The sequence below is a fragment of the Ferrovibrio sp. genome, assembly GCF_035304305.1.
Taxonomy (GTDB): domain Bacteria; phylum Pseudomonadota; class Alphaproteobacteria; order Ferrovibrionales; family Ferrovibrionaceae; genus Ferrovibrio.
Genome location: NZ_DATGQG010000095.1, coordinates 28,291 through 42,040, shown reverse-complemented (window position 1 = coordinate 42,040; position 13,750 = coordinate 28,291). Strand labels below are relative to the sequence as shown.

The window sequence follows — 13,750 nt, the reverse complement described above, 5'->3', positions numbered from 1 at the left end:
AGCAGGTATTTTAGAATCATTCAAGAGAACTTGACAGGCCATTGTCGCGGCTCATAATCCGCGAACGATCCCGAATCCGAATGCGTCGGAAACAAGCCGTCATTCCCCAGATGAGCGGCCGGGAGTCAGGGAAGATGGAGGACCAGCATGCCTGCACTGAAGAATACCAAGACCCATGCCAACCTGAAGGAAGCCTTCGCCGGCGAGAGCCAGGCGAACCGCCGCTACCTCTACTTCGCCCAGAAGGCGGACGTTGAGGGCTACAACGACGTCGCCGCGGTCTTCCGCTCGACCGCCGAGGGCGAGACCGGCCATGCCCATGGCCATCTGGAATTCCTCGCCGAGGTCGGCGACCCGGCCACCGGCGAGCCGATCGGCTCGACCGCCCAGAACCTGAAGGCGGCGATCGCCGGCGAGACTCACGAATACACCGACATGTATCCGGGCATGGCCAAGACCGCCCGCGAAGAGGGCTTCGAGGAAATCGCCGAATGGTTCGAGACGCTGGCCAAGGCTGAGAAGAGCCATGCCGGCCGTTTCCAGAAGGCCCTCGACACGATGGCCTGATCCGTGCGTGGCGTAACCGCCGCCGCACACCGCAAGCCACAACACGGCTGACGCGAGGTCCGGCGCCGCAAGGCGCCGGGCCCGCATCGCCGCGCCCATTGCTCCGGAGACGACCATGCGCGAAGGCAGCCTCGAGGCGCCCACCCGCCATCCGCTCGACTGGCAGAATCCCGATTTCTACGACATGGAGAAGATCGACGCCGAGATGCGGCGCATCTTCGACATCTGCCACGGTTGCCGGCGCTGCTTCAATCTGTGCGATTCCTTCCCGCGGCTGTTCGACCTGATCGATGAATCGCCCACCGGCGAGCTCGACGAGGTCAAGTCGGCGGATTTCAAGCCGGTCGTGGATGCCTGCACGCTCTGCGACCTGTGCTACATGACCAAGTGCCCCTACGTGCCGCCGCACGAGTTCAATCTCGATTTTCCGCATCTGATGCTGCGCTACCGCGCCGCCGAGCGGAAGGCGGGCCGCAAGGATGCGATCGGCGACCAGCTGTCGCAGACCGACCGCAACGGCAAGCTGGCCGGCGTCGTCGCCGGGCTGGCCAACTGGGCGAGCGACCGCGGCAACAGGCTGACCCGCGGCCTGATGGAGAAGGTGGCCGACATCCATCACGATGCCGAGCTGCCGAAGTTCCATTCCAGGACCCTGGTCGCGCGCGCGAAATCGGAAGCGCCGGCGATCAATACCGCCGCGCCGGCCTATGCCGCGAAGCGCAAGGCAGCGATCTACGCCACCTGCTTCGGCAACTACAACAATCCCGATATCGGCATCGCGGCGCAGAGGATCCTCGCCCATAACGGTGTCGAGCTGCGGGTGGAATATCCCGGCTGCTGCGGCATGCCGCGGCTGGAGCAGGGCGACATCGAGGATGTGGCGAAGAAGGCGCGCCGCGTGGCCGAGGCCTTCTCGCCGCTGATCGACGAAGGCTACGACATCGTCGCGCTGGTGCCGTCCTGCGCGCTGATGCTGAAATTCGAGTGGCCGCTGATCCTGCCGGACGATCCGCTGGTGAAGAAGCTGAGCCAGGCGACCTTCGACATTTCCGAATACATCGTCGACATCGCGAAGCAGCACGGCCTCGCGCCGGGGCTGAAGCCGCTGGAAGGCGGCGTGACCCTGCATCTCGCCTGCCATGCGCGGGCACAGAACATGGGCGCCAAGGCGACCGAGCTGATGAAGCTGATTCCGCAGCAGCCGGGCGATCTCGCCGTCATCGAACGCTGCGCCGGCCATGGCGGCTCCTGGGGCGTGCGCAGGGAGTTCTTCGAGGTCGGGATGAAGGTCGGCAAGCCGGTGATGCGCGCGGCGGTGAAGGAGAACAAGGCGCATATAGCCTCCGAATGCCCGCTCGCCGCCATCCATATCCGCCAGGGCATGGAGCGCGAGGGCAGGGACAGGGAAGGCTTCCGCCTGCCGGAGAAGGCCGAGCATCCGGTGGAGCTGTTCGCCAAAGCCTACGGATTGATGTGAGGAACGCGTCATGACGCTGAAGACGACGATCACCCGCGAGGACATCCTCTCGCTCGAGGATTTCGTGAAGGTCCGCAAGGACAAGCGCGCCGAAGTCGTCGCGACGAAGAAGAACCGCCGTGTCGGCGTCGGCCCCTTCTGCACCTTCTATTTCGAGAACTACACCACCATGTGGTGGCAGATCCACGAGATGCTGTTCATCGAGAAGGGCGGCGAGGAGCAGATCGCCGACGAGCTGGCGGCCTACGAGCCGCTGGTGCCGAAGGGCAGCGAGCTGGTCGCCACCTTCATGATCGAGGTGGACGACGCGGTGCGCCGCCCGGCCGTGCTGGCGCAGCTGACCAATATCGACCAGAAGATCGTGCTGGAATTCGGCAGCCACAGGATCCGCGCCGTGCCGGAGGACGATGCCGAGCGCAACCGCGAGGACGGCAAGACCTCCAGCGTGCATTTCCTGCGCTTCCCGTTCACCGCCGAGCAGATCACCGCCTTCCGCACCCCCGGCACCCGCGTGCTGCTCGGCATCGAGCATGAGAATTACGGCCATATCGCCGTGATGCCCGAAGCGGTGCGCGAAAACCTCAGCGGGGATTTCGCTTAAAGCCGTCGCAGCCGCCGGATCAAAGCAGCGCGCTCCGCATTGAGCGTGACAGGACGCTTACCGATCCGGAGGAGACATCATGCAGTTCCATCGCGGCCGGCTGATCGACCATGTGCATCTGGTGGTCCGCGATCTCGGGGCCTCCCGCCGTTTCTACGAGGCGGCCTTCACCGCGCTCGGCCTGAAGGTCGAAGGCGAGGGACCGGGTTTCTTCCACTGCGACGAGTTCTACGTCAGCAACACCGCGGCGCATGAGGATTTCCATCTCACCGGCCGTGCCCATATCGCCTTCCAGGCGCCGGATGAGGCAACCGTGCAGCGCTTTCATGCCGCCGTGCTGGCGGCGGGCGGGCGCGACAACGGCGCGCCGGGCCTGCGCAGCAAGTACCATCCCGGCTATTACGCCGCCTTCGCGCTGGATCCCGACGGCAACAATATCGAGGCCGTCTTCCACGGCCCCTCGACGCGATCGGCACCCAGCGTGGTGATCACGCCGCAGCTGCCGCCCGGCTAGCCGCCGGCGAGCCGCAGGCTCATCAGCCGGCGCGGGCTTTCCTCATAGCCGCGCGCGGCATAGAGCGCGGCGGCGCGGACATTGCCGGTCTCGACTTCCAGATGCAGCGCCTGCAGGCCGAGCCTGCGCGCCTCGTCCTCCAGCATGGCCATGACCCTCGGCCCGATGCCCCGGCCGCGCGCCGCCGGCACCAGGTAGAGGTCGTCGATGAAGCCGTCGCGGCCGCCATGCAGGATGCTGAAGCCCAGCGTCAGCACGGCATAGCCGATGCGCTGGCCGCCGTCGCAGACGAACCAGGCGCGCGCCAGCGGATCGCCGGCGGCCGCCGCGCGCACGCCTTGCTCGCCGCGCGCATCCAGCGCATGGCCGTCCTCGGCGTGGAAATCGCGGGCGAAACCGAGCAGGGCCGGCAGATCGGCCGCGGTCACCGGCTGGAGGGAAATTCCGTCGGGCATTGTCCGCCCATAGCGCAGGCCGGGCGGAATTGCGATAGAATTCCGCGCGAAGGAGTGAAGCCATGTCCGTCATCGACACCGAAGCCGACCTGCGCGTGCGCTATGCCCGGCCCAGCGACCTGGTGCAGAAGAAGATCCTGCACCGCCTCGACAGACATGCCCGCGCCTTCATCGCGCTGTCGCCCTTCGTGGTGCTGGCGACCCACGGGCCGGACGGGGCCGACTGCTCGCCGCGCGGCGATGCGCCGGGCTTCGTGCGGGTCGAGGACGATACCACGCTGCTGCTGCCCGACCGGCGCGGCAACAACCTGATCGACTCCCTGCGCAACCTGACGCACAGCCCCGATATCGGCCTGCTCTTCATGGTGCCGGGCATCAACGAGACCCTGCGGGTGAACGGCCGCGCGCGCATCGTCAGCGAGGCCGCCCGGCTCGAGCCCATGGCGGTGCAGGGCAAGGTGCCGGCATCGGCGCTGGAAATCGCGGTGCGGGAAGTCTTCTTCCATTGCGGCAAGGCGCTGATCCGCTCCGACCTGTGGAACCCGGAGCGTCATGTCGAGCGCAGCAGCTTTCCCACGCTGGGACGCATCGTCGCCGACCAGATCGCCGGCATCGATGCCGCGGCGGCCGACGCCAATCTGGAAGAGAGTTACCGGACGCGGCTCTACTGACCTAGATGGCAGGAGAGGCTGACAGTATCAGGGACGCCCTGCATATTAGGTATGCAGGCTCAACCCAGCGCGAGTCCATAGTTGAGTTTGTGCTATCAATTTACTTACGTCTATCTGAGGACAGATTACTCGGGCGCGAATGTGCAGGCAGGCTTCGGTCGAGAGATGATGATTCCTACTATCAGACCCTTAGTGAGCTGCTTATAGCCAATGAGTTATTGACGGCAGGTTTTGCCCTGCGTCGTCGAGAGCAGGAGGGTGGGCCAGATTTCCTGATTGAGCATGAGAATGAGCGTATTTTCATTGAAGTTATATGCCCATCGCCAACGGGAATTCCGCGAGAATTTCTGAACTTACAGAAGGGAACTGCTTACACTGTTCCTCATGAGCAGATTTTGCTCCGATGGACTGCCGCACTAAAGGAAAAGTATGAGAAGCTGGTCGGCAATAACGAGCGTGGGCTTACAGGTTATTTGGATAGAGGTTGGGTAACAGATCGGGACATATACGTCATCGCGATAAATGGCCGGCGGCTCGCGTATCATAGAGACTTGAGCTTCACGGGAATCACGCAGCGGCCATATGCTGTTGAAGCCGTGTTTCCAGTTGGGCCTTTGCAAGTAACACTCGATACAACTACGGCTGAAATCAGGCACACTGAACATCAATATAGGCCTGTTATAGCCAAGCCGAATGGCGGACGTGTTCCCACTTCCGCCTTTTTAAACGAAGAGTTTGCGGCGATCAGTGCGATTTGGGCTGCTGCAATAGATGAGACAATTGCAGTCCAAGGGCATCGAAACGACAAGCTTTTATCAGTGGTTCACAACCCACTTGCGACGAGAGGGGTGAGGCAAAAGCTACTCCCCTCCCAATCGGAATTTTTTGTTCAGCCAATCAGTGAAGATACTTACAAGTTGCGGGAAATTGATGGGACGCTCTACTGAGCCGGCGCCTCGCTCCTGACCGGGCCGAGCCAGTCGGGCATCTCGCCGCGGGCAAAGCGCACGCCCTGCAGCAGCGAGGCCGCGATGCGCTGCGCGCGGTCCTCGAACAGGGCCGCGGCGGCAGGCGGGCAGAGCTCGCGCACCGTGGCGCGGAACATCGCCAGCCAGTGGTCGAAATGCCTGTCGTCGAGCCCGGCGCCGCGGCCGAGATCGATCTTCACATGGGCCGGCATCGGCCGTCCGTCGTAGCGGCCGCTCATCAGCAGCACCGAGGACCAGAAGTCGCACATCTTGGCGAGGTGATGGTCCCAGTTGTCGCCGATCACGCCGTTGAAGATCGGGCCGAGCAGCGCATCCTGGCGGATGCGGCCGTAGAAGCCATGCACCACGGCATGGATCATCTCCTCGGTCACGCCGGCTTCGGCGCCCGGCGAAAGCGCGGCGCGGCGGCGCTGGCGCTCGGCGTAAGTCGTCTCGTCGTCATGGCTCATGCCGATCAGAATAGGGCAGTGCACCCGCCAAGTGCAGCGTGGCGCGAGGTCGCAGACGGCGGCTAATCGAAAATTTCGTGCGGATAGATGCCCCAGAGATGGCGGCGCTCCATCCAGCCGCGTTCGCCGGAAATCTCCACCTGGCACCAGATCAGGTTGGGGCATTTGCGCAGGCGCGCCTGCACGCCGGGCTCGGCCATCAGCAGCACCTCGGCGGCGGGATCGGCCCTGGCCAGCAGCGGCCGCACGGTGCCGTCCACCAGCGCATAGCGCCTGCCCGAGGTCAGGTTCTTGTGCACCCAGGCCTCGGTGCCCTCATGGTCGCGGATGCGGCGCCAGTATTCGTATTCCGCGGTGACTTCCACCGGCAGGTTGCGGCGCTGGTACTGCCAGGCGATCGGATAGCGCGCGCCGGGCCCCGTGCGGGCATTCACCTTGTCGGCGGCGAGGCTGACGAAACGCGGCACCGGCAGGCCGGAATCGGGGCCGATCCCGACGGGGCCGGAGGCGGACCGGGCATCATCGGCGGCGGCCTGGCCGGGGGGGACAAGGGTCAGCAGCAGGCAGGCAGACAGAACGAGACGCAGCAGCATGACGGCCGGACTACAGCAAACCGTGTAAGGATCGGTTAAGCGAATCGGATGGGCGCGCTGATCGTAGCAGGGGGGTCTGCCGGCGCAATGCACGCGGGCAAAGCTGCATAAGTCCGTAGGCGGACAACCTCCGATAATCAATCACTCGCCGCTAGCGAGTCGAAAGCCTAAACCCCTGCAACTTCGAGTGTTTTTGCTGGTTTCCCGGTGAAAAGACTTATTTGTCCCTATTCAAATCTGCGCCATGATCGCCCGCATAACTAGAACAGCTGGGGTGGGAAATCATGCATCGCTTCAGGATCGGACCGCGCCTGGCGGTCGGTTTCGGTATTGTCTGCGCCATATTTGCCCTCGCCGTCGCGATCGCGCTATGGGAAACCCAGCAGATCAAGCGCAACGTCACCGCCATGACCGATTACCGTCTGCCGATGGCGATGGAGACGATGGAGGTGACCTCCGACCTCTATGCCACCCTGGCCAGCCTGCGCGGCTTCATGCTGACCGGCGACGAGGCGCTGCGGAAGGAGCGCGCCGACGCCTGGCGCAATCTCGAGGCATCGGCCGAGGCGGTCGGAGCCCTCGCCGCCCGGAGCGGCGACCGCGACATGGCCGACCGCTGGGCCGAGATCCGGCCGCTGCTGGCCCGGCTGCGCCAGGCGCAGGACCGGGTCGAGGCGACCTCGATGGCGGGCAAGCGCGACGAGGCCGCGGCGCAGCTGCGCGCCGAGGCCCTGCCGGTGGTGAAGATGCTGCTCGACCGGCTCGACGGTCCCAACCGCGGCGCCGGCGACCACAGCGGCGGCCTGCGCGGCGACCAGCAGGCCGCGCTCGGCGCCTCGGCGGCACTGGTGATGCAGGCGGTGCGCGATATCGACCGGATCCAGATCATCCTGCTGGTGATCGGCCTGACACTCGCCGGCATCGTCGGCTTCGGCATCACCCGCAGCATCGCGCCGCCGCTGGCGCGCCTGACCCGCGCCATCCAGTCGCTCGCCGAGGGCGATGACGAGGCCGCGATCACGGGCGGCGAACGCCGCGACGAGATCGGCGAGATCGCGCGCGCCGCCATCGAGCTGCAGAAGGTGACGGTGCTGGCCGCGCGGGCGGAAAGCGCGCTGGCCAATGTCGCCTCCAGCATCATGGTGGCCGATGCCGAGAACCGGATCGTGTTCTGCAACAAGTCGGTGCAGGAGCTGCTGCGCCGCGCCGAAGCCGATATCCGCAGGGACCTGCCCGACTTCGACGCCAACGGCCTGATCGGCCAGTCGATCGATGTCTTCCACAAGAATCCGGCGCATCAGCAGCGGATTCTGGCCGGCCTCACCCAGGCCCATCGCGCCCGCATCCGCATCGGCGGCCGCACCTTCAACCTCATCGCCAATCCGGCCTACAACCGCCGCGGCGTGCGGGTCGGCACCTCGGTCGAATGGACCGACATCACCCAGCAGCTGGCGATCGAGCAGGAGGTTGCGACCATCGTCACCGCCGCCGGCAATGGCGACTTCTCGCAGCGCCTGCCGCTGGAGGGCAAGGAAGGCTTCATGCATCTGCTCGCCTCCGGCATCAATTCGCTGGTGGATACCACCGAGCAGTGCACCCGCGCCGTGCTGGCTTCCGTCGCCGCGATGGCGAGGGGCGATCTGACCCATCGCATCGAGGCCGATTTCCAGGGTCTGTTCGGCGAGCTCAAGGCCAACGTCAACAGCACCATCGACACGCTGCGCGAACTGGCCGGCACCCTGGCCACCACGGCCGCGGCCGTGCGCGATGCCTCGGCGGAGATTTCCTCCGGCAGCAAGGACCTGTCGCAGCGCACCGAAAGCCAGGCGTCCAGCCTGGAGCAGACGGCGGCCGCCATGCAGCAGGTGACGGCCACGGTGAAGCAGAATGCCGACAATGCGCAGGCCGCGAACCAGCTCGCCGTCACCGCGCGCGACCTGGCCGAGAAGGGCGGCAGCGTGACCCGCGATGCCGTCACCGCGGTGACGCAGATCGAGGAAAGCGCGCAGAAGATTTCCGACATCGTCGGCCTGATCGACGAGATCGCCTTCCAGACGAATCTCCTTGCGCTGAATGCCTCGGTGGAAGCCGCGCGTGCGGGCGAGGCCGGCAAGGGTTTCGCCGTGGTGGCGCAGGAAGTGCGTGCGCTGGCGCAGCGCTCGGCGAATGCGTCGAAGGACATCAAGGCGCTGATCGGCGAGAGCAACGGCCAGGTGAAGAGCGGCGCCGCGCTGGTCAACCAGACCGGCCAGTCGCTCGCCGAGATCGTCACCGCGATCAAGAAGGTGTCCGACATCGTGGCCGAGATCGCCGTCGCCTCGGCGGAACAGGCGCGCGGCCTGGAAGAGGTCAACACGGCGGTCGGCTCGATGGACGAGATGACGCAGCGCAACGGCGCGCTGGTGGAGGAGACCTCGGCCTCCGCCGAAGCGCTGGCCGCGCAGGCCCGCAACCTCGCCGAGCTGGTCGGCTTCTTCAACACCGGCGACCGCCAGGCGGCGTGAGGGAGCGGCACAGAAACCGTCACCCCGGCACAGGCCGGGGGACCATCCCAACCGTCCGAGAAACGGACAGGGCAATGGACCCTCGCGCTCCGCGCGAGGGTGGCGATCGTTGAAGGATCAGTCTTCCCGGTCGATCAGGTGCAGATAGCTGCCGAAGACGCGGCCGGCCTGCGCGCCGGTGACGCCAGGTGAGTCGCCGGATGCGTCACTGACGGCGAAGAGCGGCGTCGCGGCCGTCTTGGTCTGCACCGAGTAATGGAATTCATGGCCGCGGAAGCGGCTGCCCTTCGCGCCCAGCGGCGTATCGCCGAGCGCGGTGATGCGGCGGTAGCCGAGGCTGCGCCGGCGCGCGGCGAAGCTGGTGGCGACCGGCAGCAATCCGGCCATCGCGTGACGGGCGCCGTCCGCATCGGTCAGGCTCTCGCCCAGCAGCATGAAGCCGCCGCATTCGCCGTAGATCGCCGCGCCGCGGGCGGCCGCATCGCGCAGGCCCTGCATCAGCCGCGCGTTGCCGGCGAGTTTGTCCGCATGCAGCTCGGGATAGCCGCCGGGCAGGAAGACGGCATCGGCGTCGCCGGCCGGCGCCTCGTCCTGCAAGGGCGAGAAGACGGAAAGCTCTGCGCCCTGCCGCCGCCAGCCCTGCAGCAGATGCGGGTAGGCGAAGGCGAAGGCCGCATCGCTCGCCACCGCGATGCGCTGGCCCGGCGGCGGCAGCGGCCGCAGCGGCGCTGTGTGCAGCGTCAGCGGCGTCGCGATGGCCTTGAAGGCGGCGCGGTCGAGCCGGCGATGCAGCCAGTCGGCGGCGCGATCGAGGAAGAGGTCGAGTCCGCCATGCTCGTCCGCCTGCACCAGGCCGAGATGGCGGCTCGGCAGCACGAGGTCGTCATGCGCCGGCAGTGCGGCCAGCACCGGCAGGCCGAGCGGCGCAAAGGCCTCGCGCAGCAAACGTTCATGGCGTTCGGAGGCGACGCGGTTGAGGATCACGCCGCCGATCCGCACATCGGCGCGGAAGCTGCGGAAGCCATGGGCGAGCGCCGCCGCCGACTGGCCCTGGTGGGACGCATCGATCACGAGGATCACCGGCAGGCCGAGCCGCGCCGCGAGGTCGGCCGTGCTGCCTTCCGCATCGGCGGCGCCGTCGAACAGGCCCATCACGCCCTCGATGACGGCGAAGGCCGCGTCCGCGGCGCCGTCATGCAGGATCGCCGCGATGGTTTCCGGGCGCATGGCGAAGAGATCGAGATTGAAGCAGGGCCGGCCGGCGCTGGCGGCGCGGTGATAGGCGCCGTCGATATAGTCGGGCCCCGTCTTGAACGGCGCAACGACGCGGCCCTCGCGCGATAGCAGATGGATCAGCGCCAGCGTGACCAGCGTTTTGCCGCTGCCCGAGGCCGGCGCGGCGATGACGACGCCATGGGTCAGGTGGGAGCGGGGCAAGGCAGCCGGGCCTGCAGGTCGCTGGTGCCGAACCGCTCGTGCAGCGCCACCGTCTCGCCGACCACCAGCAGGGCGGGCGGCTCGATGCCGGCGCGCTGCGCGTCGGCGACGATGCTGCCCAGCGTCGAGCGCAGCACGCGCATGTCGGGCAGGGTCGCATTGGCGACCAGCGCGGCGGGACGGTCCGCGCTCAGGCCGGCATGGCGCAGCTTCGCCACCAGCAGCGCGAGATGCTTGATCGCCATGTAGATCACCAGCACCGGCGAGGCGCGCACCATCGCCGCCCAGTCGAGGCTGTCGGGCACCTCGCCGCTGGCATTGTGGCCGGTGAGGAAGGTGACGCAGGAATTGGTGTCGCGATGGGTGAGCGGAATGCCGGCATAGGCCAGTCCGCCGACGCCGGACGAAATGCCGGGGATGATGCGGAAGGCAATGCCGGCCTGGATCAGCGCCAGCGCCTCCTCGGCGCCGCGGCCGAAGATGAAGGGATCGCCGCCCTTGAGCCGCAGCACGCGCTTGCCCTGGCGCGCCAGTTCGATCAGGCGTTCGGAGATGTCGCGCTGCTTCGGCGAGGGCTTGCCGCCGCGCTTGCCGGCATATTCAAGCAGGGCCTGGCGCGGCGCGCAGCCGAGAATGGCCTCGCTGACCAGCGCGTCGTAGATCACCACGTCGGCCTGGTTCAGCGCGTTCACTGCATGCAGCGTCAGCAGGCCGGGATCGCCCGGCCCGGCGCCGGTCAGCCAGACCTGGCCGGGCGGAAAAACCGGCATCTCGAGCGGCGGCAGCTGCATGCGGGCAAGGTACACCGCATGCGCTCTCCTGTATATTGGCCGCCATGACGGAGCGGCCGACAGGAAAGGTCCTGCGCCGGGGCTGGACGACCGGCGCCTGCGCCACCGCGGCGACCAAGGCGGCCTGGCAGGCGCTGCTGACCGGCGCCTTTCCCGATCCCGTCATCATCACGCTGCCCGGGGGCGAGACGCCGGGTTTCGCGCTGGCGGCCGAGCGGCTGGGCGACGGCTGGGCCGAGGCGGCGATCGTCAAGGATGCCGGCGACGATCCCGACGTGACGCATCAGGCGCTGATCCGCAGCCGCGTGCGCCGCGCGCCGGCGGGGGCGGGCGTGGTGTTCAGGGCGGGCGAGGGCGTCGGCATGGTGACGCGGCCTGGCCTGCCGGTGCCGCCCGGCGAGCCGGCGATCAATCCGGTGCCGCGGCAGATGATGCGCGACGTGATCGCCGAACTGGCGGCGGCGCATGACGATCCCGGCGATGTCGAGATCGAGATCGGCGTGGCGAACGGCGCGGAGCTGGCGCAGCGGACCTGGAATCCGCGGCTCGGCATCGTGGGCGGCCTCAGCATCCTCGGCACCACCGGCATCGTGGTGCCGTATTCCTGCTCGGCCTGGATCCAGGCCATCCATCGCGGCGTCGACGTGGCGCTTGCGGCGGGGCTGCGGCATGTCGCCGGCTGCACCGGCGCGACTTCGGAAGCGGCCGTGCGGATGCTGTACGGCCTGCCCGAACCCGCCATGCTCGACATGGGCGATTTCGCCGGCGCGCTGCTGAAATACCTGCGGCAGCATCCGGTGGAGCGGCTGACCATCGGCGGCGGCTTCGCCAAGCTGGTGAAACTGGCGCAGGGGCAGATGGATCTGCATTCCGGCCGCAGCCGGGTGGACCGGGCCATGCTTGCCGGCTGGCTGGCGGCGCTCGGCGCCGGCGACGCGCTGCGCCGCCGTGCGGAACAGGCCAATACCGCGTTGGAAGTGCTGGAGATGGCCGAGGCTGCGGGGCTCGGCCTGGGCGATCTGGTGGCGGAAAAGGCACAAGCGGCCGCCGCCGCGATTGTCTCTCCGGCGGAGATCGCGATCGACGTGGTCGCGGTGGACCGGACCGGACGGATCGTGGGCCGCAGCACGGGTGGAACCGATGGCACGTAAACGCAGACTTCTGCTGCTCGGCGGCACCGGCGAGGCGCTGCGGCTGGCGCGCGAACTCGACGGCAGCAGCCGCGTGCACTGCATCTCCTCACTGGCCGGGCGCACCGATCATCCGGTGCTGCCGCCGGGCGAGGTGCGCATCGGCGGCTTCGGCGGCCGGCCGGGTCTGGTCACCTATCTGATGAATGAGGGCATCGAGCTGGTGCTGGATGCGACGCATCCCTTCGCGACGCAGATCTGCCACCATGCGCAGAAGGCCTGCGAGGATCTCGGCATTCCGCGCGCCAAGCTGGTGCGGCCGGCCTGGGTGCCCTCGCCGGGCGACCGCTGGACCGTGATGCCCGACATCGCCGCCGCGGCGGCCTTCCTGCGCGTCCATCCGGCCAGGCGCATCTTTCTCACTCTCGGCCGGCAGGACCTCGCACCCTTCGTGCCGCTGGCCGGCGCCAATGACGGCGATCCCGGCGACGGCCGCTGGTTCCTCATCCGCATGATCGATCCGCCGGACCCCGACACGCCGCTGCCCCCGGGCGAGGTCATCCTCGGCCGCGGCCCGTTCCGGCCGGAAGACGAAACGGCGCTGATGCGGCAGCATCACATCGAGCTGCTGGTGACGAAGAATTCCGGCGGCTCGGCAGCGAAGATCGCGGCCGCTGCCGAACTCCATCTGCCGGTGCTGATGATCGACCGCCCGCCGCTGCCGCCGGGCGAGATCCTCAGGTCCGTCGGCGAGGCGCTGGCCTGGATCAACCTGCACGCGGTTTAGACTTAGCGGAAACGCTTCTGGCTCTCTTCCCCGGCCGCAGGACATGCGCATGCGCCGGATCGTAGAGCGCGCTGTCGCGGAACGGCGCATCCTCGTCCAGCACGCGGCCGACCAGGATGAGCGCCGTGCGGGTGATCTTCGCCGCGCGCACTTTCGCTGCGATGTCGTCTAGCCGGCCGCGGATGATCTGCTGGTCCGGCCAGCTCGCGCGCGCCACCACGGCGACGGGACAATCGGCGCCGTAATGCGGCGTGAGTTCCTCCACCACATGGCGGATGTTGCGGATCGACAGATGGATCGCCAGCGTCGCGCCGGTGCGGCCGAAATTCGCCAGCGTCTCGCCGTCGGGCATTGCGGATGCCTGCATCGCCGTGCGGGTCAGCACGATGCTCTGGGCAATGCCGGGCAGGGTGAGTTCCGTCTGCAGCGCGGCGGCTGCGGCGGCAAAGGCCGGCACGCCCGGCGTGATCGTGTAGGGGATGCCCATCGTCTTCAGGCGCCGGATCTGCTCGGCGATGGCGCCATAAAGTGCGGGATCGCCGGAATGCACGCGGGCAACGTCCTGGCCCCTGTCATGCGCCGCCGCGATTTCTTCCATGATCCCATCCAGCGTGAGCGGCGCGGTGTCGATCACCCGCGCGCCTTCCGGCGCCAGCGCCACGACCGCTTCCGGCACCAGCGATCCGGCATAGAGGCAGACCGGGCAGGATCCGATCAGCTTCGCGCCGCGCAGCGTGATCAGGTCCGGCGCGCCGGGTCCCGCGCCGATGAAGTGGACGGTCATG

The 13,750-nt window shown here is 67.5% G+C and carries 15 protein-coding genes; 9 read left to right on the top strand and 6 right to left on the bottom strand.

Features of this window, described 5'->3' with window-relative positions:
• The first annotated feature begins 147 nt into the window (after positions 1 to 147).
• From VKZ87_RS11410 to VKZ87_RS11395, 4 genes are all read left to right on the top strand, one after another.
• The gene (locus VKZ87_RS11410; protein WP_324221384.1) at positions 148 to 567 is read left to right on the top strand and encodes a rubrerythrin family protein; all 420 of its coding nucleotides are present in this window, start codon (positions 148 to 150) and stop codon (positions 565 to 567) included.
• A gap of 115 nt (positions 568 to 682) precedes the next feature.
• A complete protein-coding gene (locus tag VKZ87_RS11405) occupies positions 683 to 2,044 on the top strand; it encodes a (Fe-S)-binding protein (RefSeq protein ID WP_324221383.1) in 1,362 nt (453 codons plus the stop codon).
• Positions 2,045 to 2,054: 10 nt separating this feature from the next.
• On the top strand, positions 2,055 to 2,645 hold the full coding sequence (locus tag VKZ87_RS11400; protein ID WP_324221382.1) for a DUF3501 family protein: 591 nt from the start codon (positions 2,055 to 2,057) through the stop codon (positions 2,643 to 2,645).
• Between the two features lie 79 nt (positions 2,646 to 2,724).
• A complete protein-coding gene (locus tag VKZ87_RS11395; protein ID WP_324221381.1) occupies positions 2,725 to 3,159 on the top strand; it encodes a VOC family protein in 435 nt (144 codons plus the stop codon).
• On the opposite strand, the gene VKZ87_RS11390 is transcribed toward VKZ87_RS11395, so the two are convergent.
• The gene (locus VKZ87_RS11390; protein ID WP_324221380.1) at positions 3,156 to 3,614 is read right to left on the bottom strand and encodes a GNAT family N-acetyltransferase; all 459 of its coding nucleotides are present in this window, start codon (positions 3,612 to 3,614) and stop codon (positions 3,156 to 3,158) included. The two genes, VKZ87_RS11395 and VKZ87_RS11390, sit on opposite strands and share 4 nt — an antisense overlap.
• Positions 3,615 to 3,676: 62 nt before the next feature.
• Here VKZ87_RS11390 and VKZ87_RS11385 point away from each other — a divergent pair, with 62 nt between their 5' ends.
• Positions 3,677 to 4,285, top strand: a complete 609-nt coding sequence (locus VKZ87_RS11385; protein WP_324221379.1) for a pyridoxamine 5'-phosphate oxidase family protein — start codon at positions 3,677 to 3,679, stop codon at positions 4,283 to 4,285.
• Positions 4,286 to 4,290: 5 nt separating this feature from the next.
• Complete coding sequence (locus tag VKZ87_RS11380) at positions 4,291 to 5,232, top strand: hypothetical protein (protein WP_324221378.1); 942 nt, start codon at positions 4,291 to 4,293, stop codon at positions 5,230 to 5,232.
• Here VKZ87_RS11380 and VKZ87_RS11375 read toward each other — a convergent pair.
• On the bottom strand, positions 5,226 to 5,747 hold the full coding sequence (locus VKZ87_RS11375; protein ID WP_324221377.1) for a group III truncated hemoglobin: 522 nt from the start codon (positions 5,745 to 5,747) through the stop codon (positions 5,226 to 5,228). The two genes, VKZ87_RS11380 and VKZ87_RS11375, sit on opposite strands and share 7 nt — an antisense overlap.
• A 38-nt stretch (positions 5,748 to 5,785) precedes the next feature.
• Complete coding sequence (locus tag VKZ87_RS11370) at positions 5,786 to 6,316, bottom strand: SH3 domain-containing protein (RefSeq protein WP_324221376.1); 531 nt, start codon at positions 6,314 to 6,316, stop codon at positions 5,786 to 5,788.
• A gap of 284 nt (positions 6,317 to 6,600) precedes the next feature.
• On the opposite strand from VKZ87_RS11370, the gene VKZ87_RS11365 reads away from it, so the two are divergent.
• Positions 6,601 to 8,820 carry a methyl-accepting chemotaxis protein gene (locus tag VKZ87_RS11365; protein ID WP_324221375.1) on the top strand — a complete coding sequence of 740 codons (2,220 nt, stop codon included), beginning with the start codon at positions 6,601 to 6,603 and terminating at the stop codon, positions 8,818 to 8,820.
• Positions 8,821 to 8,937: 117 nt separating this feature from the next.
• Here VKZ87_RS11365 and VKZ87_RS11360 read toward each other — a convergent pair whose 3' ends face one another.
• Together VKZ87_RS11360 and cobA are read right to left on the bottom strand one after the other, a co-directional pair.
• Positions 8,938 to 10,257, bottom strand: coding sequence for a cobyrinate a,c-diamide synthase (locus tag VKZ87_RS11360; protein WP_324221374.1), 1,320 nt, complete (start codon positions 10,255 to 10,257; stop codon positions 8,938 to 8,940).
• Entirely contained in the window at positions 10,239 to 11,063 is an 825-nt protein-coding gene (gene cobA, locus VKZ87_RS11355) for a uroporphyrinogen-III C-methyltransferase (protein ID WP_324221373.1), read from the bottom strand. The genes VKZ87_RS11360 and cobA overlap by 19 nt, the downstream gene beginning before the upstream one ends.
• A 29-nt stretch (positions 11,064 to 11,092) precedes the next feature.
• Here cobA and VKZ87_RS11350 point away from each other — a divergent pair, with 29 nt between their 5' ends.
• The gene (locus VKZ87_RS11350) at positions 11,093 to 12,199 is read left to right on the top strand and encodes a cobalt-precorrin-5B (C(1))-methyltransferase (RefSeq protein WP_324221372.1); all 1,107 of its coding nucleotides are present in this window, start codon (positions 11,093 to 11,095) and stop codon (positions 12,197 to 12,199) included.
• A complete protein-coding gene (locus VKZ87_RS11345; RefSeq protein WP_324221371.1) occupies positions 12,189 to 12,965 on the top strand; it encodes a cobalt-precorrin-6A reductase in 777 nt (258 codons plus the stop codon). The genes VKZ87_RS11350 and VKZ87_RS11345 overlap by 11 nt, the downstream gene beginning before the upstream one ends.
• Here VKZ87_RS11345 and cobM read toward each other — a convergent pair.
• The gene (gene cobM, locus VKZ87_RS11340; RefSeq protein ID WP_324221370.1) at positions 12,946 to 13,749 is read right to left on the bottom strand and encodes a precorrin-4 C(11)-methyltransferase; all 804 of its coding nucleotides are present in this window, start codon (positions 13,747 to 13,749) and stop codon (positions 12,946 to 12,948) included. The genes VKZ87_RS11345 and cobM overlap by 20 nt on opposite strands.
• Between the last annotated feature and the right edge of the window lies 1 nt (position 13,750).

Bases quoted from the DNA above. Each gene is read 5' to 3' on its own strand.
- VKZ87_RS11410 (WP_324221384.1), top strand. From the start codon at position 148: ATGCCTGCACTGAAGAATACCAAGACCCATGCCAACCTGAAGGAAGCC.
- VKZ87_RS11405 (WP_324221383.1), top strand. From the start codon at position 683: ATGCGCGAAGGCAGCCTCGAGGCGCCCACCCGCCATCCGCTCGACTGG.
- VKZ87_RS11400 (WP_324221382.1), top strand. From the start codon at position 2,055: ATGACGCTGAAGACGACGATCACCCGCGAGGACATCCTCTCGCTCGAG.
- VKZ87_RS11395 (WP_324221381.1), top strand. From the start codon at position 2,725: ATGCAGTTCCATCGCGGCCGGCTGATCGACCATGTGCATCTGGTGGTC.
- VKZ87_RS11390 (WP_324221380.1), bottom strand. From the start codon at position 3,614: ATGCCCGACGGAATTTCCCTCCAGCCGGTGACCGCGGCCGATCTGCCG.
- VKZ87_RS11385 (WP_324221379.1), top strand. From the start codon at position 3,677: ATGTCCGTCATCGACACCGAAGCCGACCTGCGCGTGCGCTATGCCCGG.
- VKZ87_RS11380 (WP_324221378.1), top strand. From the start codon at position 4,291: ATGGCAGGAGAGGCTGACAGTATCAGGGACGCCCTGCATATTAGGTAT.
- VKZ87_RS11370 (WP_324221376.1), bottom strand. From the start codon at position 6,316: ATGCTGCTGCGTCTCGTTCTGTCTGCCTGCCTGCTGCTGACCCTTGTC.
- VKZ87_RS11365 (WP_324221375.1), top strand. From the start codon at position 6,601: ATGCATCGCTTCAGGATCGGACCGCGCCTGGCGGTCGGTTTCGGTATT.
- VKZ87_RS11350 (WP_324221372.1), top strand. From the start codon at position 11,093: ATGACGGAGCGGCCGACAGGAAAGGTCCTGCGCCGGGGCTGGACGACC.
- VKZ87_RS11345 (WP_324221371.1), top strand. From the start codon at position 12,189: ATGGCACGTAAACGCAGACTTCTGCTGCTCGGCGGCACCGGCGAGGCG.
- cobM (WP_324221370.1), bottom strand. From the start codon at position 13,749: ATGACCGTCCACTTCATCGGCGCGGGACCCGGCGCGCCGGACCTGATC.